At 45.5% G+C, this 26,532-nt stretch carries 28 protein-coding genes, 1 pseudogene and 1 riboswitch; of the genes and pseudogenes, 18 read left to right on the top strand and 11 right to left on the bottom strand.

Annotation, left to right across the window (positions count from 1 at the left end; genetic code table 11):
* Window positions 1-53 precede the first annotated feature (53 nt).
* A riboswitch (cobalamin riboswitch) is annotated at window positions 54-283 on the top strand.
* A gap of 154 nt (window positions 284-437) precedes the next feature.
* Both BR63_RS09045 and BR63_RS09040 read left to right on the top strand, forming a co-directional pair.
* Complete coding sequence (locus tag BR63_RS09045) at window positions 438-1,187, top strand: energy-coupling factor ABC transporter permease (RefSeq protein ID WP_034422186.1); 750 nt, start codon at window positions 438-440, stop codon at window positions 1,185-1,187.
* Window positions 1,171-1,449 (top strand): energy-coupling factor ABC transporter substrate-binding protein, encoded by a 279-nt coding sequence (locus BR63_RS09040; protein WP_034422185.1) that lies wholly within the window; start codon window positions 1,171-1,173, stop codon window positions 1,447-1,449. Before BR63_RS09045 ends, BR63_RS09040 begins: the two co-directional genes overlap by 17 nt.
* Here the strand turns inward: BR63_RS09040 and BR63_RS09035 are convergent.
* Genes BR63_RS09035 through BR63_RS09025 form a run of 3 tightly spaced genes read right to left on the bottom strand, consistent with a single transcriptional unit; the run spans window position 1,435 to window position 2,724 of the window.
* Window positions 1,435-1,785, bottom strand: coding sequence for a DUF2023 family protein (locus BR63_RS09035; RefSeq protein ID WP_034422184.1), 351 nt, complete (start codon window positions 1,783-1,785; stop codon window positions 1,435-1,437). The two genes, BR63_RS09040 and BR63_RS09035, sit on opposite strands and share 15 nt — an antisense overlap.
* Before the next feature lie 31 nt (window positions 1,786-1,816).
* Window positions 1,817-2,440 carry an HD-GYP domain-containing protein gene (locus tag BR63_RS09030; RefSeq protein ID WP_034422183.1) on the bottom strand — a complete coding sequence of 208 codons (624 nt, stop codon included), beginning with the start codon at window positions 2,438-2,440 and terminating at the stop codon, window positions 1,817-1,819.
* Between the two features lie 2 nt (window positions 2,441-2,442).
* Complete coding sequence (locus BR63_RS09025) at window positions 2,443-2,724, bottom strand: DUF2325 domain-containing protein (RefSeq protein ID WP_034422181.1); 282 nt, start codon at window positions 2,722-2,724, stop codon at window positions 2,443-2,445.
* A gap of 272 nt (window positions 2,725-2,996) precedes the next feature.
* Between BR63_RS09025 and zupT the strand changes: the two genes are divergently transcribed.
* The gene (zupT, locus tag BR63_RS09020; protein WP_243270087.1) at window positions 2,997-3,809 is read left to right on the top strand and encodes a zinc transporter ZupT; all 813 of its coding nucleotides are present in this window, start codon (window positions 2,997-2,999) and stop codon (window positions 3,807-3,809) included.
* Window positions 3,810-3,881: 72 nt separating this feature from the next.
* Here zupT and BR63_RS09015 read toward each other — a convergent pair whose 3' ends face one another.
* Window positions 3,882-4,682 carry a murein hydrolase activator EnvC family protein gene (locus BR63_RS09015; protein ID WP_420825495.1) on the bottom strand — a complete coding sequence of 267 codons (801 nt, stop codon included), beginning with the start codon at window positions 4,680-4,682 and terminating at the stop codon, window positions 3,882-3,884.
* Window positions 4,657-5,025, bottom strand: coding sequence for a hypothetical protein (locus tag BR63_RS09010; protein ID WP_051965722.1), 369 nt, complete (start codon window positions 5,023-5,025; stop codon window positions 4,657-4,659). The genes BR63_RS09015 and BR63_RS09010 overlap by 26 nt, the downstream gene beginning before the upstream one ends.
* A gap of 167 nt (window positions 5,026-5,192) precedes the next feature.
* Here BR63_RS09010 and BR63_RS09005 point away from each other — a divergent pair, with 167 nt between their 5' ends.
* The gene (locus BR63_RS09005) at window positions 5,193-5,702 is read left to right on the top strand and encodes a hypothetical protein (protein WP_034422178.1); all 510 of its coding nucleotides are present in this window, start codon (window positions 5,193-5,195) and stop codon (window positions 5,700-5,702) included.
* The gene (locus BR63_RS09000) at window positions 5,624-5,935 is read left to right on the top strand and encodes an Fpg/Nei family DNA glycosylase (RefSeq protein ID WP_081908142.1); all 312 of its coding nucleotides are present in this window, start codon (window positions 5,624-5,626) and stop codon (window positions 5,933-5,935) included. The genes BR63_RS09005 and BR63_RS09000 overlap by 79 nt, the downstream gene beginning before the upstream one ends.
* A 209-nt stretch (window positions 5,936-6,144) precedes the next feature.
* Here BR63_RS09000 and BR63_RS08995 read toward each other — a convergent pair whose 3' ends face one another.
* Window positions 6,145-6,357: an AAA family ATPase gene (locus tag BR63_RS08995; RefSeq protein ID WP_034422176.1), complete on the bottom strand. Its 213-nt coding sequence runs from the start codon at window positions 6,355-6,357 to the stop codon at window positions 6,145-6,147.
* 352 nt (window positions 6,358-6,709) lie between these two features.
* Here BR63_RS08995 and BR63_RS08990 point away from each other — a divergent pair, with 352 nt between their 5' ends.
* Window positions 6,710-7,630: a DMT family transporter gene (locus BR63_RS08990; RefSeq protein WP_034422175.1), complete on the top strand. Its 921-nt coding sequence runs from the start codon at window positions 6,710-6,712 to the stop codon at window positions 7,628-7,630.
* Between the two features lie 70 nt (window positions 7,631-7,700).
* On the opposite strand, the gene BR63_RS08985 is transcribed toward BR63_RS08990, so the two are convergent.
* Window positions 7,701-8,927 carry a (Fe-S)-binding protein gene (locus BR63_RS08985; RefSeq protein WP_034422173.1) on the bottom strand — a complete coding sequence of 409 codons (1,227 nt, stop codon included), beginning with the start codon at window positions 8,925-8,927 and terminating at the stop codon, window positions 7,701-7,703.
* Window positions 8,920-10,314 (bottom strand): FAD-binding oxidoreductase, encoded by a 1,395-nt coding sequence (locus tag BR63_RS08980; RefSeq protein ID WP_034422172.1) that lies wholly within the window; start codon window positions 10,312-10,314, stop codon window positions 8,920-8,922. Before BR63_RS08980 ends, BR63_RS08985 begins: the two co-directional genes overlap by 8 nt.
* A 453-nt stretch (window positions 10,315-10,767) precedes the next feature.
* On the opposite strand from BR63_RS08980, the gene BR63_RS08975 reads away from it, so the two are divergent.
* A complete protein-coding gene (locus BR63_RS08975; protein ID WP_153802076.1) occupies window positions 10,768-10,944 on the top strand; it encodes a hypothetical protein in 177 nt (58 codons plus the stop codon).
* Between the two features lie 107 nt (window positions 10,945-11,051).
* Window positions 11,052-12,254, top strand: a complete 1,203-nt coding sequence (locus tag BR63_RS08970) for a M20 metallopeptidase family protein (protein WP_034422170.1) — start codon at window positions 11,052-11,054, stop codon at window positions 12,252-12,254.
* Here BR63_RS08970 and BR63_RS08965 read toward each other — a convergent pair.
* The 3 genes from BR63_RS08965 to BR63_RS08955 all read right to left on the bottom strand — a co-directional run bounded on the left by BR63_RS08965 (window position 12,240) and on the right by BR63_RS08955 (window position 16,742).
* Complete coding sequence (locus tag BR63_RS08965; protein ID WP_161781877.1) at window positions 12,240-14,207, bottom strand: hypothetical protein; 1,968 nt, start codon at window positions 14,205-14,207, stop codon at window positions 12,240-12,242. The two genes, BR63_RS08970 and BR63_RS08965, sit on opposite strands and share 15 nt — an antisense overlap.
* 166 nt (window positions 14,208-14,373) lie before the next feature.
* Window positions 14,374-15,123, bottom strand: a complete 750-nt coding sequence (locus tag BR63_RS08960; protein ID WP_034422166.1) for an FCD domain-containing protein — start codon at window positions 15,121-15,123, stop codon at window positions 14,374-14,376.
* A gap of 173 nt (window positions 15,124-15,296) precedes the next feature.
* Entirely contained in the window at window positions 15,297-16,742 is a 1,446-nt protein-coding gene (locus BR63_RS08955; protein WP_034422163.1) for a sodium:solute symporter family protein, read from the bottom strand.
* A 315-nt stretch (window positions 16,743-17,057) separates the two neighbouring features.
* On the opposite strand from BR63_RS08955, the gene BR63_RS08950 reads away from it, so the two are divergent.
* From BR63_RS08950 to BR63_RS08905, 10 genes and pseudogenes are all read left to right on the top strand, one after another.
* Window positions 17,058-17,282, top strand: a complete 225-nt coding sequence (locus BR63_RS08950; RefSeq protein ID WP_243270002.1) for a MerR family transcriptional regulator — start codon at window positions 17,058-17,060, stop codon at window positions 17,280-17,282.
* Complete coding sequence (locus BR63_RS08945) at window positions 17,251-18,696, top strand: IS200/IS605 family accessory protein TnpB-related protein (RefSeq protein ID WP_187142711.1); 1,446 nt, start codon at window positions 17,251-17,253, stop codon at window positions 18,694-18,696. The genes BR63_RS08950 and BR63_RS08945 overlap by 32 nt, the downstream gene beginning before the upstream one ends.
* A 373-nt stretch (window positions 18,697-19,069) precedes the next feature.
* Entirely contained in the window at window positions 19,070-20,095 is a 1,026-nt protein-coding gene (locus tag BR63_RS08940; RefSeq protein WP_034424234.1) for an aspartate-semialdehyde dehydrogenase, read from the top strand.
* Between the two features lie 4 nt (window positions 20,096-20,099).
* On the top strand, window positions 20,100-21,263 hold the full coding sequence (locus tag BR63_RS08935; protein ID WP_051966057.1) for an aspartate kinase: 1,164 nt from the start codon (window positions 20,100-20,102) through the stop codon (window positions 21,261-21,263).
* A gap of 492 nt (window positions 21,264-21,755) precedes the next feature.
* Window positions 21,756-22,640 (top strand): DMT family transporter, encoded by an 885-nt coding sequence (locus BR63_RS08930; RefSeq protein WP_034424236.1) that lies wholly within the window; start codon window positions 21,756-21,758, stop codon window positions 22,638-22,640.
* 109 nt (window positions 22,641-22,749) lie between these two features.
* Window positions 22,750-23,400, top strand: coding sequence for a hypothetical protein (locus tag BR63_RS08925; RefSeq protein ID WP_034424238.1), 651 nt, complete (start codon window positions 22,750-22,752; stop codon window positions 23,398-23,400).
* Window positions 23,394-23,687 carry a hypothetical protein gene (locus BR63_RS08920; protein WP_034424239.1) on the top strand — a complete coding sequence of 98 codons (294 nt, stop codon included), beginning with the start codon at window positions 23,394-23,396 and terminating at the stop codon, window positions 23,685-23,687. Before BR63_RS08925 ends, BR63_RS08920 begins: the two co-directional genes overlap by 7 nt.
* A gap of 43 nt (window positions 23,688-23,730) precedes the next feature.
* Window positions 23,731-24,315, top strand: a pseudogene (locus BR63_RS08915) (diaminopimelate dehydrogenase); the annotation flags it as partial.
* 103 nt (window positions 24,316-24,418) lie between these two features.
* The gene (locus BR63_RS08910) at window positions 24,419-25,579 is read left to right on the top strand and encodes an ABC transporter substrate-binding protein (protein ID WP_034424241.1); all 1,161 of its coding nucleotides are present in this window, start codon (window positions 24,419-24,421) and stop codon (window positions 25,577-25,579) included.
* Between the two features lie 68 nt (window positions 25,580-25,647).
* Window positions 25,648-26,520, top strand: a complete 873-nt coding sequence (locus tag BR63_RS08905) for a branched-chain amino acid ABC transporter permease (protein WP_034424273.1) — start codon at window positions 25,648-25,650, stop codon at window positions 26,518-26,520.
* The last annotated feature ends 12 nt before the right edge of the window (window positions 26,521-26,532 follow it).

Below are 26,532 nucleotides of genomic sequence, written 5' to 3'. Positions count from 1 at the left end.
AAGAATAACTTGCAAAATCCTGCATAGTTATGTAACATAAACTTGGACAAAACTTTATACATTATCTGTTAGGTGCCCTTTCAGGAGGGAGAATAGGGAAACCGGTTAAAATCCGGTGCGGACCCGCCGCTGTAATCGGAGACGAATCCCCAAAATGTCACTGTCCAGCACTTAACTTAATGGTTAGTAATATAGTTACTACCATTAAGTTAAGTGCCGGGTGGGAAGACGGGGAGGAGGATGACACGAGAGCCAGAAGACCTGCCTAACGGGAAGCCTGCTATCTGGGGAACAGAACAGGCTTAAGCGGACTAAGTCTTTGAGGCGGGTTACAGTCCCTTAGCGCAGCTAAGGGATTTTTCTTTTGTTTGGAGGTGATTTACAGGTTGCTTATTGGACTCATGGTTACTACGTTAAAAATATAGGGAGGGACGAAAATGAAAAGAAGGTGGTTTATTCTTACCGCATTACTTGTCTTCTTATTACCACGGGAAACTTATGCCATGCACATCATGGAGGGATTCCTGCCTCTAAACTGGGCTGTAGTATGGAGCCTGGCCAGTTTACCGTTTTTATATTTGGGTCTCCGCTCCATAGGCAAAGTAACCAGTGAGAATCCTCAGTTAAAGATGCTTTTAGGCGTTGCTGCTGCTTTTACCTTTGTCTTATCTGCGTTAAAATTGCCTTCCGTTACAGGGAGCAGTTCCCATCCTACCGGGGTTGGTCTTGGTACTATGCTGTTTGGCCCTATGGCTATGAGTGTTATTGGTTGTATTGTGCTTATTTTCCAGGCCCTTCTTTTAGCCCACGGGGGTATAAGCACATTGGGAGCTAATACCTTTTCCATGGCTGTGGTGGGGCCCCTGGTTGCATACGGGGTCTATAAGGCTGCAAAAAAAGTTGGGGCTCAGGGTATTTCCATTTTCTTAGCGGCTGCTTTAGGTGATTTAGCAACCTATGTTACTACTTCCTTGCAATTAGCCTTGGCTTTCCCTGATCCTACAGGAGGTGTGATGGCTTCCTTAATCAAATTTGGCAGCATTTTTGCTCTTACCCAGGTTCCCCTGGCAATCGTGGAAGGCTTATTGACGGTTCTTGTTTACAATTATCTTACCGTCTACAGTCAAAGCGAACTCCAAGAATTAGCCCTGTTGAGAGGAGATGTGCAGCATGACCCTGGCGCGTAAAAATCTTTTACTTATTTTTGCTGTTGTTGTCTTAACGATCATGCCTTTAATTATGATAACTGACTCTGAATTTGGAGGGGCCGACGGTGCTGCTGAAGAGGTCATCCTACAGATTAAGCCAGACTACGAACCATGGTTCCCTGTTTTGTGGCAGCCACCCGGTGGAGAAACGGAAAGTCTGCTTTTTGCTCTGCAGGCTGCAATAGGTGGAGCTTTTCTGGGTTATTATTTTGGTATAAAGAAAGGGCTAGCCGGTAAGTAATTTTTCGGCAAATGATTTTTCTTTGAGTTTTCTTTTCAGATATCTTTCACATTGTTTTATACAGTCATATCCCAGCATAATGCCTAAAATGTAGTCTTCTTCATCAGTATAGTCGTTTAAACCTTGTTTCTTGAAGGATTTAATTACATCTATGCATTTGGCCTCACCAAAAAATACATTGATATTTTTTTCCCCTACCGGATAAATAAGATAGGGGATTTTTTCTTTTTCTAAGCGGATAATTATTTTTTCCTTCATAGCTTTATGGGTGGTATGCAGGATCAGATTTCGTAAGCCCTTTTTAAATTCGTAAATATGATGGGCGAACACTTCCATAAAAGTTCTTTCCTTTCGTTTTTATGCTTTGTTAACTACGGGACATTGTGGAGTAATGGTCCTGCCATTCTGGCCACATTTTGTGAACGGCCTCTATTAAAAAAGGATCAAACTGTGTACCCTTATTAACCATTATTTCCTGACGGCATTCATCCCAGGATAAGGCTCTGCGATAAGGTCGCTCTGAAGTAATGGCATCAATGGAATCACAGATGGCTATTAATCTTGAACCTAAAGGTATCTCTTTACCTTTTTTTCCTAAAGGATAGCCCTTACCATCCCAGCGTTCATGGTGATGGAGAACTATAATAGCAATATCCCGTAACCTGCCCGACTTATTCAGGATTTCATAGCCAATTTCTGCATGGCGTTGGATATGTCTCCATTCTTTGGGGGTTAATCTTTCTTTTTTATTCAAGATATTATCGGGGATGCCGATTTTGCCGATATCATGAAGATGGGCAGCTATATGTACATCGTTGAGTGTTTTGCCTTTAAGGCCTATTTTTTGGGCTAAATCATAAGCCATGTCAGCCACTCTTGTAGAATGTCCTTTCGTATATGGGTCTTTAGCTTCCAGAGCTGCTACCAGGCATTCGATAATGTCGTGGAATATGTTTTCTTCTTCTTTTCTTGCTTTCATCAGTCTTAACATGGTCAGTCACATTCCCGAAACTTTCTTGCTTCAATGTCAGACCAGGAACGTCTGGCGTAAATAACCGTAGTGTTGGTTTGCCTGGCTCGCTTTTTTACTAACCGGGCTAAAGAATGATTAACGTGATCAGTAAGTACCAGTATAACGTCAAAATTGCCAGTAATATCTGATTTTAAATGACCTTTTTTACGGCCACAAAGATGTTGGATCCTCGTAAAACCTTTCTTTTGGAGATTATCATAAATATTACCGAGTCTGTCCCCGCCAATAACCAAAACACTCATTCTTATGCTCCTCCTTTATAATTATTTACTAAAAATGACAATAATTATCAATTGTTAAATTTAATAAGCTTAAATTCTAGTTAAAAATCTATTCCTGAATGAATTAAATGAGAAACATTATCAATTAGTTAAATTATATTTTGAGTATGCGGGGTTGTCAAGATTTCCTCTTTACCGTTGATAAGGCAATATTTTAAGTAAATTTGAAAAGGAGAAAGAAGGAGGATTGTCTAATAAATAGTCTAATGTAATTTTAAAAAGGAGATATGCGTGTGTACGATGACGCTGTGCTCTTAGCTTTCGGTCTTACTTTATTTGCCGGTTTATCCACGGGGATCGGAAGTTTAATAGCCTTGCTGGCTAAAAAAACCAACACTGCTTTTCTCTCGGTATCTCTGGGTTTTTCTGGCGGGGTTATGGTTTATATTTCCTTTGTCGAGATATTAACTAAATCCAGGGAAATCCTCACTGCTCAGCTAGGTATCAAGATGGGACCGTGGTGTGCAGTTTTGGCTTTTTTTGCAGGGATGTTATTAATAGCCATCATTGACAGCCTGGTGCCGGAATTTGAAAATCCCCATGAAATAAGGAAAGTGGAAGAAATAGAAAACAGGAAAAAGAAACCGGACAAAGAACGGCTGTTGCGGATGGGGCTTTTTTCTGCTTTAGCCATTGCTATTCACAATTTCCCTGAAGGGCTGGCCACTTTTACGGCTGCCTTAAATGATCCCACTTTAGGTATCGGTGTGGCTATTGCCGTGGCTATTCACAATATACCGGAAGGTGTAGCTGTTTCCATACCTGTTTATTACGCTACAGGCAGCAGAAAAAAAGCTTTTCTATATTCTTTTCTTTCCGGCCTATCAGAGCCACTGGGAGCTTTGCTCGGCATCATTGCTCTTAAATATGTCATGAGTGAGCTGATTTTTGGCTTATTGTTTGCGGCTGTGGCCGGTATTATGATTTTTATCTCTTTCGATGAGCTCTTGCCCGCTTCACGGGAATATGGTGGGCACCACCTTTCGCTTTACGGGCTGGTCGCCGGAATGGCTGTTATGGCTGTGAGTCTTTTGCTTTTTGCCTAATAATTAATAGAAAAAATTGATAAGGAATAGCAAAAAATGAGAATGCTCGGCATTCTCATTTTTTGCTATTCCTTATTTTAGATACGACATTGGATTCTGTGGTTCCCCGTTAAACCTTACTTCAAAATGCAGGTGGGGACCGGTGCTCCAGCCTGTACTTCCTACCCGGGCGATAGCTTGACCCTTTTTCACTTCTTCTCCCGGTTCCACTAAGGCGGCGGAGGTATGGGCATAGAGGGTGACGATATTGCCGCCGTGACTGATCATGACGACTCTGCCGTATCCTCCTCGCCAGCCTACATCAATAACCTTGCCGTTTTCGGCAGCTACGATGGTAGCACCGTGGGGGGCACCAATGTCAACCCCTGTGTGGAAACGGTTGGTTCTCAAGATAGGATGCCTGCGCCAGCCGAAAGGGGAGGTGATTCTACTATAATCGGGAGTAGGCCAGGCTAGCTTACCGCTTCCCAGATATTTTCCACTATTATTTCCCGCCAGGCGACGCAGTTCGGCCTCAATTTTCTTTGATTCGGCCTCCAGTTCGTCCAGAGCCTGTTCAATAGCGGCCTTGTCTGATTGAATGTCTTTCAGAATTTCTTTTTGACGGGAACTGGCGATTTCCAGTTTATGTTTTTTTTCATTCTGGTCTGCCTGCAGGTTAACCAGGGTTTCTTTTTTCACCAGAAATTGTTTTTGTTTGTCCTGGTAAAATGCAATTTCCTCTTTAACGCTATCGATAAGTTCCATATCCTTTTCCGCGATACGGCTTAATAAATCCCAGCGGGTCAAAAAATCCGTAATACTGGTAGAATTGAGCAAAACCTCCAGAACATGTACCTCGCTCTGTTCATAAAGAGCCCTTACACGCCTCAAGAATCTTTGTGTTTTTTTGAAGATTATTCTGGGATTTATTTAATTCACTCTCCAGGTATTTTAATTCTTTTTCCGTTTTCGACAGTTTGCTTTCCGTGGTGCGTAATTCTTTTTCCGTTGAGGAAAGTACATTGTTTATGTATTTAAGTTCCAGCAGGTTTTTGTGTTCTTCTTTTTTCTTTTGCTGGAGAAGTTCTTGTTGTTCCCTTATTTTTTGCTCAATCAGTTCCTGGCGTTTTTTTAAGTCCAGTTCTGCTGCTCCTGCCGTCACAAAAAGGCTTGTTCCTAAAAAGAAAGACAAAACCAAAGCTGTTCCTTTTAACAACCCCGTGTATTTTCTCATTATTGCTGCTCCTCTCTTTTATGCCACTTAAGTTTTTTCGACATAAACGAGGAGAATCCTGCCTAAAAACTCATTTTGTGTAATTGCAATATTTTACAGCAATACGTACTTTTCTCGGGGTTACGAATATAATTACACAAAGAATGAACAGATGGCAGGTGCTGAAAATGAACAATAAGGAATGGAAAAACCCCCGTAATCTAACGATAGGGGCACTTTTAGCGAGCGTAGCCGTAGGATTTCAGGCTTCACCCCTTTATCTCCCTTTTATTGGAATTTCTTTTAGTTCTTTGAGTACCCTGCCCATTGCTCTGGCAGGCTATATCCATGGAATCACGGGTTTTTTGGCTTACCTGGTGGCCGGGTTTATCATGCTTACCCTCAGTGTGCCCCAGGCCCTAATCTTTTTTCTTTCCTCGGGACTTCTGGGACTCTCCCTGGGGATCCTGATGAAACGCCAGGCACCTTTCCCGGCGGTGGTAGGGATTGCTGCCCTTTTGCTTTCCGTTGGGATGTTTATACTCGGTTTCCTCCTTGGTATACCTGTGTTACCCTGGCTCACAGGAGTGAAGAGGGCTTTGCTGATACCCGTCACCCTATGTTTAACCCTACTCTACAGCGCCATCTGGGCGCCGGTCTTGGCTGCTGTTATCGTAAGAGTAAAAACGTATCTTTAGGCTGCTTCAAATGGTTTCCCTGGAAGGGTGCACTCAAACCACTCCTCACTGATCAGGAGTTTATTGCAGGAATCGGTAATTGTTATTCCGACGAGATACTCTTTGCGGCAGGGATCAGGCCTGACCGAAAAGCTAATGAACTGGACCGGGAGGAAGTTTCCCGCCTGTATTCCGCTATTCCCGGGACTCTGGAGGAAACTATCCGAAACGGCGGTTATATGGATAAACCTTAATATGAAAAATGAAAGCGTGGTCTTGGGATGAACAAGACCACGCTTTCATTTTATAGCAATCAAGGGAGAAGCGACGTCTGGAAATTATCTTTTGAGATTCCTCCGGGCAGGCATGATTTTGACTATCCTTAGTTCTTCATTATAAATTTTTATCACATTGATACCTTCTTTTATCTAGGGAATTTGAAAGGATTTATAAAGGGATTTGATTACATAAGTGGGCACTTTCCGTTCCCTTTGGAGAGCAGGTAAGCGATAATCTTTTCGGCTAATGTAAAGACCAGTGTATCATGCTGCACAATGGCTTCATAGTTCCAGAGAAATTTGCGCAGGCTATCAGTGGAGACAATATATCCGGGAAGACGGGTACCTAAAGTTGATTTGCCGCTGCCGGGAATGCCGCACAAGATGTGTAACTTCACCGCTTATCACCTATTATATTGGGGACATTCCTCTCTTTTGAGAAATACCTATGCTTCAGCAGGTGTGTCCAATACCGATGGGGACATTCCTGTCCCCAGAGAAATACCTATGCTTCAGCAGGTGTGTCCAATACCGATGGGGACATTCCTGTCCCCAGAGAAATACCTATGCTTCAGCAGGTGTGTCCAATACCGATGGGGACATTCCTGTCCCCAGAGAAATACCTATGCTTCAGCAGGTGTGTCCCCTTTCCTTATATACCATTATCATGTGTTGTTTTAATAAGAATTAACAAGTATACGGAAATGTTTTATTATATCAGTATAAGCAATAGAAAAGGAGAAGGATGAAATGATTAAATCTCCACACTTGCTGCTGGTCCTGGCTACCCTTTTTTGGGGTGGCAACATTGCTTTAGGGAGAGCTGTTACCGGCAGTATACCGCCGCTGACCCTGTCATATCTGCGCTGGACGGAGGCTTTCCTCATTTTTTTACCCCTTGCTTGGCGTGAGCTAAAGGAACATAAAGATATCCTCCTCGCCAACTGGCCTGCTTTTGCCGCCCTGGGTTTAACAGGAATTTTAGGTTTTAATATGTGTGTATACCTTGCGGTTCAGTATACCACTGCTACCAATACCGCTCTGATTAATTCTTTTTCTCCGGTCACCGTTATCCTGTTTAGTTTTATTTTCCTCAAGGAAAGGATTACCTTAAGACAACTGGGAGGTATTATCTTTTCTTTTGCGGGTGTAGTTTTGATTATTGCCCGGGGGAAGTGGGAAAATCTTATAGGCTTAACCTTTAATAAAGGTGACCTCATCATGCTGGTTGCTGTACTGCTCTGGGCTGTCTATTCCATGGTATTAAAGTTAAAAGGAAGGCTGGCTCCGTCTAAAGCCGTTTTTGCCGCATCTATTTTGGGTGGACTTATTTTTACCACGCCTTTAATTATTTATGAAAACTATCAGGGCGGTATAGAGTGGATAAGAAATCTGGCGCCTTATCATTACCTGAGTCTCCTCTATTTCGGGATATTTCCCACTATAGTATCCTTTCTGTTCTTTAATAAAGCCATGTTGGAACTGGGTCCTAACCGGGCAAATATCTACCAGAACCTGGTCGTGGTTTTCGCTTCCCTGTTCGGTATTATATTTTTGCAGGAAAAACTTATTTATGCTCATCTCCTGGGCGGTGTTCTCATCATTACCGGGGTGTATTTAACTTCGCAGATGGGGAAAGCACAGGCAGATAAAATTACAGTGAAATACTAAAAGGGAATGGATGCTCCACCTTAGGCATCCATTCCCTTTTTATAACATTAATAGTTAAAGGTTTCATTTCTTATTTTTGCCCATAACTCATGGCTAACAGTTCCACCGGATGGAGTATTTCTACGGGCACATTAAACTTCCTGGCACCCAGGGCCAGCTGCATGCGGCAACTGGGACAGCCCACAGCCAAGGTATTGGCGCCTGTCTCCTTAGTCGTGGCCATTTTCCGTTCAAGGATTTTCATAGATACTTCCGGGTTTTTAATGTTGAAGGTGCCGGCGCCCCCGCAGCAGCGATTGGCATCAATCATTTCCCGGTATTCTACCCCCGGCAGGGATTTTAAGAGTAGACGGGGTTCTCTGGTAACTCCCATGGTCCGGTTAAGATGGCAGGAATCATGGTAGGTGACGGTCCTGTTAAGGACCAAGGAGCCAGGTTTGATTCCGGCATCGTTGACCAGGAATTCCGTGATATCCCGTACTTTGCCGGCGAATTCCTGGGCCTTGGACTGGTCTTGGTCTTTTAGCCAGTGAGGGTATTCCCTAAGGGCGCTGCCGCAGGAACCACAATCGGTAATGATGTCTTCCACCCCATGGGTAGAGAAGATATCCACGTTTTTTAACGCCAGTTCCCGGGCGGTATCCATGTCGCCGGAAGAATAATGGGGCAACCCGCAGCAGTATACCTTGGGAACAATGACCTCATAGCCGTGGGCTTCCAGCATCCGTACAGCCGTTAACCCGACCTGGGGAAAGACCAGATTGGTCATACAGCCCACAAAGTAGGCCACTTTTTTTCCGCTACCTGGTTTAGCTTTATACTGTTCCCAGAAAGTCTTAGACGGCAGGGGCGGGAGAATTTCTTCTTTTTCTTTGAGGGAGTGGGGCAAGAGCTTCGTTAAAGAGAGATTCCTGGCCAGACCAAGGGAGGCAAAAACAGTTTCCATGACAGCCGGATTCTTTAAGCCCCAGCGCAGGGCCAGGTAGTAAACCATGGGTAAGCCCTGGTCTTTTACGAACTGGGCCCGGGCTGCCGCTACTATTTTATCGGTGGGAATTTTATTGGGGCAGCTTTCCGCACAGGCCTGGCAGCCTAAGCAGAGGTCGATAAACTTCCTGAGGCGGGGGGTTAACTGGAGATTTCCTGTCAGCAGTTCACGGGTCATCCGGATTTTCCCCCGGGCTGCGGTGCCTTCATGCCTTTCTGCATGATAAACAGGGCAGAAACCCAGGCAGATGCCGCAGCGCAGGCAGCGTTCAGTTTCATCTTGGTATGGTTTAATGTACTCATCATTCATGGGCTTCACCTAAAAGGACGACTTTACCGGGATTTAAGATATTAAGGGGGTCAAAGGCTTTTTTTATGTTTCGCAGTACTTCCAGTCCCGTTTCCCCAAACTCCCAGGGAATATATTTTCTCTTGGCGATACCAATGCCGTGTTCGCCGCTTAAAGTACCGCCCAGTTTGAGGGCAAGGGCAAACATTTCGTCGACACATTTTTCTACTCGGGCTACTTCCTCGCTGTCCCGTTCATCAAAAAGAATGGATGGGTGGAGGTTGCCATCCCCAGTATGGCCCAGGATGGGTATCCGCAGGTTGTATTTTTTGCCCAGTGCTTTAAATTCCCGGACGGCGTTGACCAGCTCGCTGCGGGGAACGGTGGCATCCTCCGTAAAGATGGAACGGGTACTATGGGTGAGACAGCCGAAAGATGCTTTGCGACCGGCCCAGAGGGCTGCCGCTTCTTCAGGTGTCTGGGCAATCCTCACTTCCCTGGCCCCGAATTCTTTGCAGATTTCGGCTACCCGGACAATATCCTCATCAACCTCCCGGGTTTTACCATCGACTTCAATGAGGATACCTGCCTCAGCATCGGTGGGGAAGCCCACGTGCTTGGCTTTTTCGATCAAGGTCATATTGTCCTGGTCCATCAGTTCCAGGGTGGTAGGTACAATGCGTCTTTCAATAATGCCCGAAACAGCCGCTGCCCCTTCTTCCAGGGTGTTGAAAAGAGCCAGGGCGGTGCGCTTGGCCTGGGGCAACGGAATAAGACGGAGGATAATTTCTGTGATAATGCCCAGGGTACCTTCGGAACCCACGAAAAGACGGGTCAAATCGTAGCCGGAGACATTTTTGATGGTTTTGCCCCCTGTTCTGAGGACACGCCCGTCAGCCAGGACAAATTCCAATCCCAGGACATAATCTTTAGTAACACCGTATTTAAAACACTTTGGTCCACCGGCGTTGGTAGCGATATTACCACCAATGGTACACATGTTCATGCTTTGGGGGTCAGGGGGATAAAAGAGGCCCTGGGCTTCCACAGCCCTGTGCAGGTCAGCAGTAATCACGCCGGGTTGGACCACGGCGACTAAGTTCTTGGTATCAATCTCCAGGATCCTGTTCATCCTGCTCATATCTATGACGATAGATCCCTCGCTAGGTACGCTGCCTCCGGCGAGACTGGTACCTCCTCCCCGGGGGATGACGGGTGTTTGATATTTGGATGCGGCCTTTAAAATTGCCTGCACGTCTTCCCTATTTTCTGGAACAGCCACAGCCAGGGGTTGACAGATATAGGGGGAAGAATCATAAGAATAGCAGATCAGGTCTTCTTTTGCAGTGAGAACCTTGTGTTCCCCCAGCGTTGCTTTTAGTTCCCGGATAGCGTTAACAGAATCCATGAACAATACTCCTTCCGTACAACTACTGTTTTATATATTGTAAACGCCTGAAACTAATCTGGCAATGCAATAAAACGAAGATTTATGGGGGAGGAAGGCGGCTCAGCGTGTCATTGACCTGATTAACAATGTTAAACCCCCCCAATCTTGTTAAGTTGATGGATGTCTCAGTGGTGGAAAGAGATACGGTCACAGCTCCCTTGCGGTAATCAATACAACCTTAATTAGGACATAACACTAACAACTACCAACTAAAACAAGATCTGAACTTATCATCAAGTAGGACAAAATAGCGGGAGTCTTTGCCTTAGATACCAGATTACAAGCCCAGTTGATTTCTCTCCTGGAAAACAAGGAAGGACTCCCCGCCTACAAGGTGCGTGCCGAACTTCAGGATATCATGCACCAGGCTTCCCTTCCTACTGGAGACCAAGAACTGTTTATTAACGCCAAATGGTCCTGCGGGCTGCCCTCTTACGCCAGGAATGCCGCGGTCCCCATCTCTTCTTTGCCGACTACGAGGATAGCACGCCTATGGGCAGAAAAGACCCCGAATGGCAGAAGTATATCGTCGTTCGTAAAGGTAGCCAGGGAATGGAACTGGATGTGCAGGAGCCATATCATAGATAGGAACACAAAGAAAAACCTCTTTTTCGGCAGAGGTTTTTCTTTTTCTATATGGAATATTAAAATAGATAATATGTACTGTAAGACAACACCAAAGACGAGGGATGAAGATGAACAGACAAGAGAAAATCAGAGCTTGTGTTGCAGAGTATGAAAAACAGATAATTGCCTGGCGGAGGGACTTTCATCGGCACCCGGAGCCTTCCTTTTGTGAAGAACGGACGGCCAACCTGGTAGCACGTTCTTTGAAAGCTCTTGGCCTTGAGGTATACGAAGGAATAGGGAAGACAGGCGTTGCGGCAGTACTGGAGGGAGGCCTGCCCGGACCGATAGTGGCTTTACGAGCGGACATGGATGCCTTGAAACTTGCCGGAGAATCAGAAAGTGAATACGCCTCTACGGTACCTGGTGTGATGCATGCCTGTGGTCATGACGGGCATACGGCCATGCTCCTGGGTGCGGCCCATGTACTTACTAAATTGCGAGAAAAATTTCCCGGGAAAGTAAAGTTTATTTTCCAGCATGCCGAGGAGACGGCGCCTGGCGGGGCCTTGGCGTTTATGGAAGAGGGTTTTCTTGATGATGTGGATGCCATCTTCGGTCTCCATCTCCGGTCAACGCTGGAAGCGGGGAAGCTGGAGATTGTACTGGATAAACCCATTATGGCGGCGGCTGATAGATTCACGGTTCATCTTCAGGGAAAGGGGGGCCATGGCTCCCAGCCCCAGGAATGTATCGATCCTATCCTTGTTGCTTCCAATATAGTGATGAACTGCCAGAGTATCGTCAGCAGGAGCCTGGATCCCCTGGATGCGGGTGTTATTAGCTTTGGGATTATCCAATCTGGGAGCGCATTTAATGTGATTCCGGATAAAGCTTATCTGGAAGGAACAGTGCGAAGTTTTGTTCCGGAGGTAAGGCAGAAGATTAAGGAAGAGTTAAACAGGAAAGTAGCCGCAGCCTGCAGCATGTATGGTGCAGACTATCGTTTTAGCTATGAGGAAGGTTATCCACCGGTGAATAATCATGAGAAAGAGGGACAGCTAGTACTGGAAGTAGGCGAGAAAGTCTTGGGTCCCAGTAATGTAGGAATTGGACGTCCATGGTTGGCCGGGGAGGATTTCGCCTATTACCTGGAAAAGGTGCCTGGCGCCTTCTTTTTCCTGGGGGCCGGCAATGCAGCCAAAGGTATTATTTATCCCCATCACCATCCACGTTTTGATATAGATGAGGATGTTTTAAAACCAGGGACGGAACTCTTAGTTAATATTGCCTGGGAGTATAACGAGAAAGGAGTATTATTTCCCTTTTAACATATGCACAAACCTGACCAGATAACCTGTCTTACCCAGCCAGGCAAAGGCGATAATGATGAAGAAGGCCAGGACCATGTTGCCGTAGACGTGCCATACTACCCGGACAAATAAACTGCCGGGGGTCAAATTAAAGACTTCCTTTAAACTGGTAAGCCAGTTCTTGCCTTCTCCTATTTTGGCAAGTAACATGGCGAATTTTTTGGGGTCCTTGTGATTCAGGTATTTAAGACTTTCTACATAGTAACCTTTACCAAGCAAAAGGGCGTCTCCCAGTTCTTCTGCTTCCTTGGCGGGAAGGGTATGCCAGCCTGGTCCGTACCAGTACGACAGAAAGTAACGGTGTACAGCCAGTTTGGTCTGTTCAGGGGAAAAGGGAGCAGGGGTATACATCATAAAGAGGGAACCTTTGTAGTTGCGCGTAAGGTCATGGGGTTCTCCCAGGAAGATAAAATAGGGACTCCTGGCTTCAATTGGTACAAAGCCCGCCTCTTTAGCCATTTTCAAATAACTTTTAAACCATTTATAGACTTTATCCTGCTCTTCAGGGGTATAGTCACCCAGGACCAGCTTAGCACCATGCATGATGTAAGTTTCACTGGTAATATCACTATTTAAATAAAAGGCTTCTTTTTGACTGGTAGACTCTTTATTGCCTGAAGAATCTACGCCAATAAATTCGTAGGACAAACGCTGCAATGGACCGGGGGCGGGTAAAAAGGTGCTGATGTTGTGTTCATAGCGGAAGGGCTCCAGAGGCATCTCTTTTTCCTCCACTTTACCGTCTTCCCAGTGATACCGCAGTATAATTTTTTCTATATCTCCATCCTTGTCAGCAAAATTGCTTTTCACGAGTAACCCGCTGCGTCCTTCTTCCACAAAACTTGCTGTAGCAGGATTTTTTTCCGGCGGGGACAATTTTACTTTACCGGGAGGAAGCTGGGCAACCAACCAGTGCTGGAGGAAAGGATGAATTTGCAGTTCCCGTACTCCCTGGTAAATTTCAGTCAGTTTAGCGATGGATTTTCCGTGAGCTTTGGCCAGTGACCAGTAGACCCGGGCTGATTTAGCTTCATTATCATAAAGATATTCCCAGATTTTGTTGGCTTCCTCCCATTTGCCGGACCTTTCCAAGTAATAAGCCTGTCCAAGGGCTAAAAATTCCTTATCTTCCTTACTGGCTTTTTGCTTACACTGACCCAATAAGTTGGCGGCTTCCAGATAAGATTTATTTTCCAAAAGACTATTAAGTTCACGTTTTTGCTGGTCACTGAGCCTGGAAAGCCAGGTGTTTTTTTCGCCGACCACATCGGCTGTTAGGTGGACGTTAGTATCCGGGGTCTGGTCTACCCATTTCCAGACAAGGGAATCGCCAGTGATACTATAACTGCGGGGTGATATAGCTTTAATCTGGCCTGGATGTACTTCCCTAAAGTTGAGTGTTACCGATGTGGTTACCGGCTTATCCGTCCACTTCGTAGCGTTGCTAAAATCGTAGCCCGTCCAGGTATATTTTTGTTCAGAGAGAGTGTTCGCCACTTCATATTCTACATGGAGATCAAGGCTCTCCTCGGGGTTAAAGGTAAGATCCCAGGTGTACATGCCGTATTTCTTATCGTATTTAGTTTTTATATTGTTTTCCCCGGAAGAGATAACCAGTTTAGGCGTATTTTCCCCATCAATAACGATGTTTTTACCTGGCATACCCAGTGTTACTTTGATCTTTTTATTGGTAGGGTTGGTGAAACGGTATAACCCTTTAACCAGGGTAGTCTCTTCTTGCCAGTCCAGGGAAATTTCCTGTTCCTTAAGCTCAATTACGGTTTTCGTAAGGGGTTGAGGGCCGGTAGGTAAAGAATCCGGTTCCTGGGCGGCGAGTACCGGTTGGTTTCCTACTATAATAAGGAGACTAAACAAAAGCAATATTACGGCTATGGATTTATTATTCATCATGGGCCTCCTTAAGGATTGTACTGGTGAACCATACCTATTCTATTAAATTATTTTAATCGGGTAAACACCTAAATTTAATTAATTTCACTTTCATCGAGTATTTGTACTATATCCCTAATTCCGCCTGGTTAGACAGCGGTGAAAAGCGAAAAAAGAAGGGAAAAGGTTACGCCTCTTCCCTTCTTTTTTTGCGAAAGGTTACTTCCCAGTATTTTTTTACATCGGCCACCAGATTATCGATATGGGCCAGCATGGCCTCTTCGGCCTCATTCGGGTCACCGTTTTTAATGGCATTCAAAATACGGCGGTGAGATACCATATATTCGGCATGAATTTTCTCCCGTAATAACTCAAAGGCTCTGGACTGCTGGCCGAAAATAGCCAGGAGGGAGTACATGCTTTCCAGAATACTGTTCCTGGAGGCGCGGGCAATGGCTTTATGGAAGCTGATGTCATCTTCGGTGATCCACTGGTGTTCTTGATACTTGGCCTCTTGTCGCTGAAGGACCTCTTCCATGTGTTGAATATCTTGTTTTGAGGCATAGAGGGCGGCTTTCTTCGCTGTCTCTCGTTCTATGGCCCGGCGGGCTTCCAGTACAGTAAGAAAATCACCTAAGCATTGGGGATCAATGAATTGTGTTAGCTTGCTTTGCTGTAAGGCCATGTCCTTTAACTGTTTGCTTACCTGGATAGCGTGAAGTCCTTTTTCCGTAATGGTCCGGCCGCGGAATTTCTCTTTTTTCAGATAGCCTAAATTCTCCAGTTTGTTAAGGATGCGGCCAATGGTGGCGGAGCTGGTTTCTATGCCGTCGTCCGTAAACCGGTTTAAAATATTCCAGGACCCCATGGGCTCCTGAGCATCCTTAATCATTTTAAGGATCATAATTTCTTTTTCACCTAAGTCGGCGAAAGTCATCTTTACCTCCCGGGCAGTGAATCAAAAAAGCAAGCTACCATATGACTATTAAACTGAATGCCAATGAGGGGAAAGGAACCTTCCCCCTCAAAGAAACTATCATATTTTATCCTGGTTGAAAAGAGACAATTTTCTAAAACTGTTCTCGTCCCACCCGAGAGTACGCTGTTTAGCTATTTGCCGACACTGGCTGGTGTAGAGGTAGTAGTGTTCCGGGTTAGCATGGAAACAACGATGATAAGCGCACTTGATGCAGCAAGGGCAATTAGTACACGGTTGGGACCGAGAGCAGTAACTTGGCTGAGTACGGCGCCGGAGATGATACCAATTCTGGCACCCCACGGAGTAATCTTACTGTTTTTCTTGCCCATTTGATGGGGCTCGTTACGCTCTTTCCAGAGGAGCCCGATGATGATGAGGGGTACCAGGCCGGAGCCAGTCATGGCATAAGCCCTGGAGAAAAGGCTTATAATGGTGGCAGCCTTAATAGCCACGTAACAGGCAAAGGCACCTACAATGTAGGTCAGCCAGGTGGCCGCTTTTACCAGTTGCTTGTCGTTGAGGTCAGGACGGAAGGGTTTAATCAGGTCGTTGACAATGAGGACTACGGCGGAGTTCAGGCAGGAGTCGGCGGAGGACATCCCGGCAGCCAGGATAAGGGCAAATACCATAGCGGAGAGCCATACCGGCATGTAGTTATGCATGAACCAAGGCATGACATCGTCAGGCTTTAGGTCTTGCTTCATGGTGAGGACGACCATCCCGACCAGCACGGTAAATGTTACAAAGATAAGGGAGAGGGTACCGCTGGTGATGATACCCCGGCGCGCCGTCTTATAGTCCTTAGCGGCGAAGCAGCGCTGCCAGTAGATCTGGGCCGACATGACGCCGACGGTAGCGGTAACGAAATTGGTGACCATGGTCATGGTGTTAACGCCGCTGAAACTCCAGAGGTTGGCCTTGCCCATAGCGGCCAGCTTGCCGGACAGCTCGGCGAAGCTCCAGTTCACAGGGGCAAAAGCGGTGATGTAGAAAGTGACGCCGAAGACCAGCACCATGGCGCCTTGCAGCAGGTCGGTCCAGGCCACGGAGTAAATACCGCCCAGGGCAGTATAGACAATAAAGGCAGCGGAGAACATGATGATAATGAGGGTCGGATCTGCGCCGGTGATAACGTTAAAGATATTACCGAAGGCCTTGCCCTGCCCGCCGGTCCAGGCGATCATCACAGCTGTAGCCAGGAGAGCGGCCAGTGCCCGGGTCCACTTATCGCGGAAAAAGAGGTCGTCAGCCATTTCCGCCAGGGATATGTAAGTAAACCTTCCGGCAATTCCGGCAAAAATAATACCGAAGAGGATCTTGGAACCCTGCTCCCCCAGGACGAAGGAAAGCCAGGGAAGACCGGTGGTGTAACCTTTACCGGCGTGGCCGATAAAGTTACCCACACCCATAATCGTAGCAAAATCCGTAAAAAATACCAAGAAGAGCGGCAAGGTTCCGCCAGCGATGGCGTAGTTGGTGAAGGATGCGTTAGCATCGTCTTTAACTCTCCAGGAAATCCACAGGAAAATGCCACACATGATAATAGTAATGATCCATAAAATAGTACCCAGTGACATAATTAGCCCCCTTTCTTAGATAATAATATTTATATAATAATATTTATTGACTAATGCCTGGAAAGATGTATAATTCTATTTAATAATGTCTCTCCCTGGAAGATTAATATCCTTATTCGGAGGACGAAGGACCCGGGAGCTGCTTTACATAAGAAGCTGGCGGGTTTTATTTCAAACGCCAGTTGCTCACCTTGTGATGAGCAAAAAGGAGGTAAGTAACAGTTACAGATTAATTGAACAAAAGTAAATAAAAAACAATAATCCATTGACATCGAACAAGTGTTCTAATTAGAATAATGGCAAGGGGTGGTGTCAATGGAAAAGATGCTAACATCTCATCAGGCAGCAAAGCTACTAAACGTATGGCCTCACACGTTGCGCCGCCGGGAAAGAGAAGGGAAATTAAAACCATTGCGCACACCCGGCGGTCACAGGCGTTATAAAGAATCGCAGATAATGGCTTTGATTGGTGAAGAGATAACTGTCATTGAAAGCGAGGTGGCTGCCGGTGAAAACGACAGCGATGGGAGTAATCCTTGAACTCACCGAAACCCAGCAAGCCTACCTCGATAACCTCATGGCCCGTTACTGTGCAGCAGTCAGGTGGAGCTTTAAAAGATTACTGGAAGGCAAAGGAATCCAGGACATCCGCCAAGGCGTGCAAGTCAAGTATAACCTCAACTCCCGGCAGGCTAACGATGCGGTGTATGATGCCCAAAGCACCATCAAAAGCCAACATCAATTGGTAAAATTACACTACGCCAATACTCTGGCCAAAGTAGAATTTACCCAAAAGCGAATAGCCAAAGCCAAATCGTCCAGGAAAAAAGCCAACCTGCAAAAACGGCTGGCGAAAGAACAAAGAAAGCTGTCATACTGGCAAAAACATCTGGAAGCCAAGACCTTTCCGGCAGTTGTTTTCGGCGGCAAAAAACTGTTTCTGGAAAGATGTAAAGGCAATATCACCCGGAAAGAATGGCAGGAAGCAAGAAGCAACCGTTACCTGTCCCGGGGAGACAAGACCAAGGGCGGCAACTTGAACACTCGCTTATACGAAGTTGATGGTCAAATCTATCTTGATATAGCAGCGGAACAGGTGCAGACGGAGAAAACTGTCAGATATAACCGGATTACAGCGCCGGTCTACCTGGCCCATAAACCCTCAAAAAAGACGGGTAAAATTAACGGACGGAACTACCGGCAGATGGTAGTGGATTATCTAAAAACAGGCGCTGCCTATCAAATAGAAATAATCCGTAAGGACGGCAGGTACTATATTCATGTCACCATCGAAGAAGATATTCCGGTTCCCTATCATGCCCACAGTGTTGTTGGGGTAGATACCAACCCTGACGGCTTAGGGGTGGCTCTGACAGACTACCTGGGGCAGTACCGTGGCAGTCAGTGGTTAAGACAGGGAGAATGGACTTATGCCGGAAGCAACCGGAGGGATAACCTTATTGGAGAAACGGTAAAGAAAGTAGTGGCTCTGGCAAAGGAAACAGGCAGCGCCCTGGTGACAGAGGACTTAAAGCTTAAACACGACAAGTCCGTAACGGCCAAATTTAACCGTATGAGTCACGGTTTTGTCTGGTCAAAATTTTTGGCAGATGCAGAACGGAGGGCTTTGAGGGAAGGAGTGCCGGTGTTCAAAGTAAAACCGGCCTTTACCTCGGTAATAGGAATTCTGAAATACCAGCACCAGTACGGGTTATCAAACCACCAGGCAGCAGCCTTGGTGATAGCCCGGAGGGGTCTGGGTCATGTTTCAGAAAGAGTTCCCAAATTACTGGCAGACAGGTTTATCAAAGCAAAAGAAGGCTTTAGAAAGCTAAATAACTGGCAGCAGTGGTCTGCTGTCAAGAAAGCAATATTAAAACATCTAAAGAAGAAAGGGGTGAACAGCCTGGTTTCCTGGCATGTTCACCGGAAAGAACTGTTAGGTGTAGGGTAAAACCCTATTCTCATAAGTTTGCGTTATGGCAGCAGTACACGCTGTGAAAGGCTGCTGTCATAAGTTAACTACCGAGGCAAGGGTAACACCCTTTCTGGGCAGGACGGACCCGGCACTCAATGGAACAAGAGTATTCTTCGCAGAAGGGGATCTTAAAAGTCCCAACTGCTTTTAGAAATATGCTGATAAAATTGAGTACCGGGACGGCGGTGAACCGCAAGGCAAACCACCCGGAACATAAGCGAGAGCTTATGGCCTGGCAGTTGAATCCTGTGACACTGCCTCTCGTTAGTCGACGGAAGAGAAAACTAAATGAATCTGGATTATCCTGTATAAATCAGATATGTTTAGCTTTCAGAAACCAGGTTATAAGATGTATAAGTACAGAATTGGTGTGGTGGGTGCTATGGGCGCCGTGGGTACGGAGATGTTAGCTACTTTGGAAAAGTCAACGTTGCCCATTGCCGAAGTTATTCCCCTGGACGTCAAAGAAAATGAAGGTAAAACCGTGAGTTTCCGTGGTCAGCCCCTGAAAATCAAAACTGCTGAAAAAGGCGCTTTTAAAGGAATCGATATTGCCCTCTTTTCCGCTGGAGAAACAGCGAGTTTACACCTTTCGCCTATAGCCAGGGAAGAAGGGGCTGTAGTTATTGATAACAGTAATGCTTTCCGTATGGAGCCGTGGGTTCCCCTGGTGGTACCTGAAGTTAATCCTGAAGCTGCAAAAGCCCATAAAGGACTGATTGCCAACCCCAATTGTTCTACTATCCAAATGCTGGTAGCATTGAAACCTCTCCATGATAGATATAAAATTAAACGTATAGTAGTCGCCACTTATCAGGCTGTTTCCGGCACAGGCTTATTGGCTATTGAGGAATTAAACAAACAGGTAGAAGCATATATCTTAGGCAAAGAATTGCCGCGCAGTGTTTATCCTCATCAAATTGCCTTTAATGCCCTTCCTCATATTGATAGTTTCCTGGAGAACGGCTATACCAAAGAAGAAATGAAGATGTTTAATGAAACAAGAAAAATTCTTGATGATCCGGAAATCATGGTTTCTCCTACTGCTGTAAGGATACCGGTCTTCCGCTGCCATTCGGAAGCTATCAATATCGAAACGGAAAAACCCTTGCCAGAAATTGCAGAAATTGTGCAAATATTAGATAACGCACCTGGGGTAAAAGTAATTGATGATGTGCAAAACAGAGAGTATCCCATGCCTGTCTACTTAAAAGGTACTGATAAGGTATATGTAGGCCGTATCCGTAAAGACTTTACTGTACCCCATGGTCTCAACCTTTGGGTAGTTGCCGATAACCTGCGTAAAGGTGCCGCTTTAAATGCTGTGCAGATAGCAGAACTGTTAGTGGAGAAAAATTGGCTTAAGGGGGAGTAAATGAATGCCATTACTTGTACAAAAGTATGGTGGTACTTCGGTAAGCACGCCGGAAAGGCGGGAAATGGTATTGCAAAAAATAGTTGCTGCCAAAAACAGCGGCAATGATGTGGTGGTGATTGTCTCTGCCATGGGGAGACGGGGGGATCCCTATGCCACCGACACCTTCCTGGATATGTTAAAGGAAGTGGGACCTAATCCTGATCCCAAGAAAAAAGATCTCCTGGCCTCTTGCGGTGAGATTATTTCCGCATGTCTGGTGGCCCATGCTTTAGACCAAAAAGGTTATCCGGCAGAAGCCATGACTGGTTTTCAAGCGGGGATATATACAGATGGCAATTTCACAAATTCCGAGATTATCAATATTACACCTGACAGAATCTTTAAGGCCCTGAAAAACGGCAAAATTGCGGTAATAGCAGGTTTTCAGGGGTTCACTGAGGACTGGGAGATTACCACACTGGGCAGGGGAGGAAGCGATACCACAGCCATAGCTGTGGGTGGAGCCCTCAAGGCGGATTTGGTAGAAATTTATACCGATGTTCCCGGTGTGGCCCTTACAGATCCCCGCCTTGTGCCTGAAGCCCCCTTCATCAGAAGCATTGAATTTGAGCCTATGTATTTGTTAGCCCGGGCCGGGGCTAAAGTCATACATCCCCGCGCAGTCAAGACGGCTATCACCTATAATATGCCTTTTGCTGTCCGGTCTACTTTCAGTGATGACCCTGGCACTATTATCGGAAAAGTCGGGGAGAATTTTGGAGGTATATATGGCATAGCTTTGACCAAAGGAGTTCATATTGTTAAAATCCGTGACAATGAAATGACAGGTTTTTGGCAACGTTATGCCCTTGATGAACTGTTTTATGAGCTGGTGAATAGAGAAGGATGCTGCTTTGCTGTCCAGGGAGACGTTTCTTCCTTAATTACCCAGGGTTCACAACTTTCTGTTTCCTCTGAGTGTGACCTCATTACTTTGGTGTGGGATCAAAACTCTGGAATAAGTGCGGAAAAAATTAGTGCTATCCTATCGGGGGCAGGGTTTACCTGGGAAGGATTCTTCTCTTTGCCCTCTGGCGGGACATGGGCAGTGCCTGCGGCCCAAACCCAGAAAGCAGTACAGACTTTGTTCAGCGCTTTTAATAAAGGCGCTGCTCTGGCGGGATAACCCAAACATGATGCCAGTAGCCGACATGGGTATAAAGAGCGGAGGTAAGAAGACTGCCGGGGTCTGGCTATCTATGTAAAGGATTATACCTACAGTGTAACCGAGGCTACCATCACTTTTCCTTATGAATACTGGCACTGGCCTTTACCCGAAAAAGGGCAGGAAGTAACCCTGGTAGATGAAATGGGTGAGACGGTATGCCAGGGCAAAGTCCTGCGGGTGGTCGATCCCAAGCAGTATAACCACACACCCTTGGTGACAGCAATTTATCCGAAGGGGTTCTTTGAAAGAGTTAAATCCAAGAAACGTTTACCACGTTAGGAGATAGCCATTTATTAAAGTCAAAGCCGGTGGCATACCGCCATCGGCTATTTTAACGTCACAACCATTAAATTAGGTGACTTAGAGGGATGATCTGTTAAGACGATAGTGGTAAGATAATAACTGTGTCTATCCAATGATAAACTGGTGACAAGATTGGAGTAAAAGAGCATGAAGCATTCATTTGCAGGGGCCATTTATATCTGCGCGGCAGCTTTTCTCTGGAGTACCAGTGGGTTATTTATCAAAAAAGTGCCTGTTGATCCTCTTTTTATTACCGCTGCCAGGTCTGCAATTGCCGGTATGATTCTTTTGCCTTTCTTAAGAACACAAAAAATTGAATTTAGTAAACCTTTATTGGGTTATATCCTAGCTTTTGCCTGGATGGTCAGTTCTTTTGTAACGGCCAATAAGTTAACATCGGCGGCTAATGTCATTGCTTTGCAGTATACATCCCCCTTATATCTGTTCATTTATACTATTCTAACGGGAAAAGAAAAACTCGGGTGGCGTAATGCTGTTCCTATGCTTTTTATCGTTTTTGGTATAGGATTTTTTCTCATGGAACCCAATCAGGGCAGCAGTTCTCTTGGCAATTTGCTTGCTTTGAGCAGCGGGATAGCTATGGCGGCAGCTACTTTTTTTCTCCACCAGCTTAGGTTCTCATCGGGTATCATGGTAGTATCCTTAAGTAATCTTTCAACGGCATTACTGGCTCTCCCCTTTATTCCATCCTTAAAAGAGGGCTTAACCCTCCATTGGACGGGATGGTTATCTTTGCTATACCTGGGTGCTGTCCAGATTGGACTGGCTAATGTGCTGTTTACCAAGGGTCTCAAGTTTGTTTCTGCTTTAAATGCTTCTATCCTTTCTTTAACAGAGGCTGTCTATAATCCTCTTTGGGTTTTTTTATTCCTGGGAGAAAGACCCTCGATTTATGGTCTCATCGGCGGTATAGTTATTCTTGTGGCTGTGACAGTAAATCTTAAGCTGCGCAATGATGAGGAAAAGATGAAAGCAAAGGGTAAAATCGAAGAAGGTGGCACTGCTTTTTGACGCCAAAGGAAAACGCAAGTTTTCCTTTGGCGCTTTTTTTTTCTAAAGGTATTTTAAAATAAATGGCGAATATATCCATGTATATAATTCCCAGTATTGTGGAGGAACCATGTTTAGCAGCATGTACTTTAAGTACTGTCTTGATTTGATCGAAGACGGCATTATTGTTGTCGATAAGGATAAGACAATTCAGGTTTATAATAAAAGGGTCCGGGAGATTTTTGGCATTGATCCACACACTGGTGAGAGCCATCCTCCTGGTCGCATTGCCGACGGTGATATCGTCATTTTGGCAGACAATTGCCTGGGGGCCGATGATGGCGGGCTCGCGGCCCAGGATTTAAACATTATCGGTATACCTTCCCGTGCAGCCAATGCGGGGGATGCCATTGTTGCGGTAGGCAGGTATAATGCCCCCTATGAAACGCCTTATTATAAGGTGGTGGCCGGCAGTAACCTGAACACACCCTTAACGCTAAGCTGCTGTATCAATAAGGGAGACAATGTCCATGTATCCATCGAAAATTTTTTGAAGTTTATTACAATTCGTATAAATGATAAATCTTATGAGATGAGCTATCAGATCGCCATTGGGCATCTGGTTATTTTAGACGGCAAAACAGGTCAGCTTAAGTTTTATCAAACCCGTGGTTATACAGCCAGGGGAGAAGACGCGAGGCATATCTTAAAGGGGAAGGATTTTTTGGCCAAAGGCCCCAATAGCCCTATCCCCCCCTATTATTGGGGAAAACATTGCTAAGATTCACCCTGATAATCAGAGTACGTTATCTGGACCTGGTTTTAAGCGGCCGCTCTAAAGGAATTGAACGCAAGGAATACCCCATCAACGGCATTTGGGTTCGCTGTTCAGCATACCCTATTTATGACCAGGATAACCAGGTTGTGGGCGGCGCTCTTGTTTTCAGAGATATTAGTGAATTGAAACAGTTGGAAATGCAGGTGCAAAATAAGGGTTTTAAATATCCAGCCTTTGAAAAGATAATAGGCAGTTCGCCTGCGCTGATGGAAGCCATTAGACAGTTTTGATATTCACGGTCCTCACATTTGGGAATAAAAAAAACACTTAGATACCGTAGCGAAGAAACATGGTTCACGTGCTATTATCCCTGCCGGCTGGGATCCCGGCTCCGATTCAATGATCAGAGGGATAATGACACTCATGGTTCCCAGGGTCATCACTTATACCAACTTCGGACCCGGTATGAGCATGGGACATTCTGTGGTAGCGAAAGCGGTAGAAGGGGTGAAGGATGCCGTAAGCCTTACCATTCCCATGGGTACTGGTCTACACCGCAGGCTGGTTTATGTAAAACTTAAACCGGGAGCCGATTTCTCAAAGGTAGAAGCTGCGATTAAACAAGACAGCTACTTTAATAATAACGAAACCCACGTTTATGCCGTCAATGATTTAGAGCATGTTAAGGATATGGGACACGGTGTGCGCATAGAACATAAAGGTAAAGCAGGCATCACCCATAATCAATTGCTTAGATATGAACACCGGATCAATAACCCTGCCATTACCAGCCAGGTCATGGTTTCTGCGGCCCGGGCTGTAGTGAAACAAAAGCCGGGCTGTTATACCATGCTAGAGGTGCCCATTGTGGATTATTTAATTATGCCTTTAGAAGAGGTGGTTACCCATATGGTCTAATACCAAAGGCAGCCGAAACCAATCCCCGAAAGGAGGTTGTTTAAAGAAGTATAGCCTAAGCTAACACAACTGATCAATTAAAAAATTGAGGAGGTCGAGTGAGTTGAAGAAAAAACTATTGGTTCTTAGTCTAATTCTGATTTTTGCACTTGCTGTGGTAGGCTGTGGCCAGAAGGCCCCCCAAACCATTAAAATCGGCCATGCCGTGGCCTTAACGGGTGGTTCCTCCATGTGGGGGCAAGCGGAAAAGAACGCTCTGGACATGGAAATTGCTAAAATTAATGAAAAAGGCGGTGTCCTTGGCAAGAAGATTGAACTTGTTGCCTATGATACAAAAGCAGATCAGACTGAAGCGGTGAACGTGACCAAGCGTATGATTGGTGACAAAGTTGTAGCTATCATTGGACCTGGTCAGAGTGGTGTAGCTATCGCTATGACCTCTGTCACTGAACCTGCCGGTATACCGTTCCTGGCAACCACTGCTACTAACCCCAAAGTAACCGTAGATGAGAAATCAGGCAAAGTTAGAAAAACTGCTTTCAGAACCTGCTTTATCGACCCCTTCCAGGGTAAAGTAGCTGCCCAGTTTGCTCTGAAAGAACTTCAGGCTAAGAAAGCAGCTGTGCTCTTTGATATCGGTTCTGATTATTCTCAAGGTTTGAAACAGTTCTTTGTAGAGGCATTTAAAAAGGGCGGCGGAGAGATCGTCGCTGAAGAAGCTTTCCGTTCCGAGGAACTTGATTACAGAGCTATCTTAGGAAAAATTAAAGAAAAGCAGCCTGATGTACTTTTCATTCCTACCATGCAGAAAGAAGCGGCCATGGCTATGAAACAGGCTCGTGACTTAGGTATGACCGATGTTAAATTCTTAGGTGGCGACGGTTGGGCCAGTCCTGATCTTATCACTTTAGGAGGATCAGCTACGGAGGGTGCTTACTACGTTAACCTTGCCAGTCTGGAAGATCCGGGTATTCAGGAGTGGATTAAGGCCTATAAAGAAAAATACAAGATGGATCCTGTAATGCCTAATCCTGTTATGGCTGTTGACGGTCTCCTGGCAGTGGTGGAAGCCATTAAAAGGGCTAATAGCACCGAACCTGCCAAGATTATTGCCGAATTGGAAAAGATGAAGGACGTACCTGTACTGACCGGTAAATTAACCATTGATCCCAATACCCATAACCCCTTGAATAAGCCCGCAGTTATTGAAAAAATTAAAGATGGCAAGTTTGTCTTCCACGCCCGGTTTGTAACGACTGACTAATTTCTGTTAAAGGTGGTGGGTAGTTGGTTCTACTCACCACCTTTAATGCAAAAAATGAGGTGTGCAGCATGCTCTTACAAACTCTTGTCACAGGCCTGGCCATCGGTGGTATCTATGCCCTGATGGCAGTAGGATACTCCCTGGTTTTCAGTATTCTCAATTTTAGTAATTTTGCTTATGGTGCTATTATCATGCTGGGTTCTTATATCGGTTATTTCAGCCTGGTCAAGTTTGGGGTTCCTTTTCCGGTAGCCCTTGTTTTAACCATGGCCGGGGCAAGCCTTTTAAGTTTTTTTAATGAACGCATTGCCTACAGTTCCCTACGGAAAAGAAGGGCGCCTTCCCTGTATTTTATGATTAGTGCCATGGGTACCTCCATTTTCCTGGAAAACATGGTTTATGCCACCATCGGTTCCAGTTTTATGGCCTATCCGGAAATATTCAAACAGCAAAGCATAAGAATTCTGGGGTCCTCTATCGGTCTATTAGATCTTTTTGCCATTATCTTTTCCTTTGTTTCCATCTATGTTCTTCATTACTTTATTAACAATTCCCGGACAGGGATTGCCATACGGGCAGCTTCTTATGATTCCATGATTACCCAGATTAACGGAGTTAACTTAAGCCGGCTCATTGGCCTGGTTTTTGTACTGGCGGGAGCTCTGGCCGGTATTTCCGGAATTTTTTTAGGTATGAAATATATGGCCTATCCAACCATGGGGTGGATTACCAATAAGGCCTATATCGCTGCTGTTATCGGTGGTCTGGGCAGTTTGCCCGGAGCCGTTGTAGGCGGTATTATCCTGGGAATTTTGGAATCTTTGGTGTCCGTTTATATCGCTTCCACTTTTAGGGATGTTTTCAGTTTCTCCCTTTTAATCATTCTCCTTCTTTTCATGCCTGCCGGTCTTTTTGGCAAGTATTTGGAAGAGAAAGTCTAGGGGGTGGCAGGT

It is taken from the genome of Thermanaerosceptrum fracticalcis (genome assembly GCF_000746025.2).
Lineage (GTDB): Bacteria > Bacillota > Peptococcia > DRI-13 > DRI-13 > Thermanaerosceptrum > Thermanaerosceptrum fracticalcis.
The sequence above is the reverse complement of the archived record's forward strand: the minus strand, read 5'-3'. Positions and strand labels throughout refer to the sequence as shown.

Excerpts from the sequence above, each read along its gene's own strand:
- BR63_RS08985 (WP_034422173.1), bottom strand. The coding sequence starts at position 8,927 with ATGAATGATGAGTACATTAAACCATACCAAGATGAAACTGAACGCTGC.
- BR63_RS09035 (WP_034422184.1), bottom strand. The coding sequence starts at position 1,785 with ATGGAAGTGTTCGCCCATCATATTTACGAATTTAAAAAGGGCTTACGA.
- BR63_RS09030 (WP_034422183.1), bottom strand. The coding sequence starts at position 2,440 with ATGTTAAGACTGATGAAAGCAAGAAAAGAAGAAGAAAACATATTCCAC.
- BR63_RS08960 (WP_034422166.1), bottom strand. The coding sequence starts at position 15,123 with ATGACTTTCGCCGACTTAGGTGAAAAAGAAATTATGATCCTTAAAATG.
- BR63_RS08975 (WP_153802076.1), top strand. The coding sequence starts at position 10,768 with ATGGTCCTGCGGGCTGCCCTCTTACGCCAGGAATGCCGCGGTCCCCAT.
- BR63_RS08925 (WP_034424238.1), top strand. The coding sequence starts at position 22,750 with ATGTTTAGCAGCATGTACTTTAAGTACTGTCTTGATTTGATCGAAGAC.
- BR63_RS08905 (WP_034424273.1), top strand. The coding sequence starts at position 25,648 with ATGCTCTTACAAACTCTTGTCACAGGCCTGGCCATCGGTGGTATCTAT.
- BR63_RS09005 (WP_034422178.1), top strand. The coding sequence starts at position 5,193 with ATGAACAATAAGGAATGGAAAAACCCCCGTAATCTAACGATAGGGGCA.
- BR63_RS08950 (WP_243270002.1), top strand. The coding sequence starts at position 17,058 with ATGGAAAAGATGCTAACATCTCATCAGGCAGCAAAGCTACTAAACGTA.
- BR63_RS09045 (WP_034422186.1), top strand. The coding sequence starts at position 438 with ATGAAAAGAAGGTGGTTTATTCTTACCGCATTACTTGTCTTCTTATTA.
- BR63_RS09025 (WP_034422181.1), bottom strand. The coding sequence starts at position 2,724 with ATGAGTGTTTTGGTTATTGGCGGGGACAGACTCGGTAATATTTATGAT.
- BR63_RS09010 (WP_051965722.1), bottom strand. The coding sequence starts at position 5,025 with ATGAGAAAATACACGGGGTTGTTAAAAGGAACAGCTTTGGTTTTGTCT.
- BR63_RS08965 (WP_161781877.1), bottom strand. The coding sequence starts at position 14,207 with ATGATGAATAATAAATCCATAGCCGTAATATTGCTTTTGTTTAGTCTC.
- BR63_RS08930 (WP_034424236.1), top strand. The coding sequence starts at position 21,756 with ATGAAGCATTCATTTGCAGGGGCCATTTATATCTGCGCGGCAGCTTTT.
- BR63_RS09040 (WP_034422185.1), top strand. The coding sequence starts at position 1,171 with ATGACCCTGGCGCGTAAAAATCTTTTACTTATTTTTGCTGTTGTTGTC.
- BR63_RS08955 (WP_034422163.1), bottom strand. The coding sequence starts at position 16,742 with ATGTCACTGGGTACTATTTTATGGATCATTACTATTATCATGTGTGGC.
- BR63_RS08990 (WP_034422175.1), top strand. The coding sequence starts at position 6,710 with ATGATTAAATCTCCACACTTGCTGCTGGTCCTGGCTACCCTTTTTTGG.
- BR63_RS08935 (WP_051966057.1), top strand. The coding sequence starts at position 20,100 with ATGCCATTACTTGTACAAAAGTATGGTGGTACTTCGGTAAGCACGCCG.
- BR63_RS09000 (WP_081908142.1), top strand. The coding sequence starts at position 5,624 with ATGTTTAACCCTACTCTACAGCGCCATCTGGGCGCCGGTCTTGGCTGC.
- BR63_RS08940 (WP_034424234.1), top strand. The coding sequence starts at position 19,070 with ATGTATAAGTACAGAATTGGTGTGGTGGGTGCTATGGGCGCCGTGGGT.
- BR63_RS08980 (WP_034422172.1), bottom strand. The coding sequence starts at position 10,314 with ATGGATTCTGTTAACGCTATCCGGGAACTAAAAGCAACGCTGGGGGAA.
- BR63_RS08970 (WP_034422170.1), top strand. The coding sequence starts at position 11,052 with ATGAACAGACAAGAGAAAATCAGAGCTTGTGTTGCAGAGTATGAAAAA.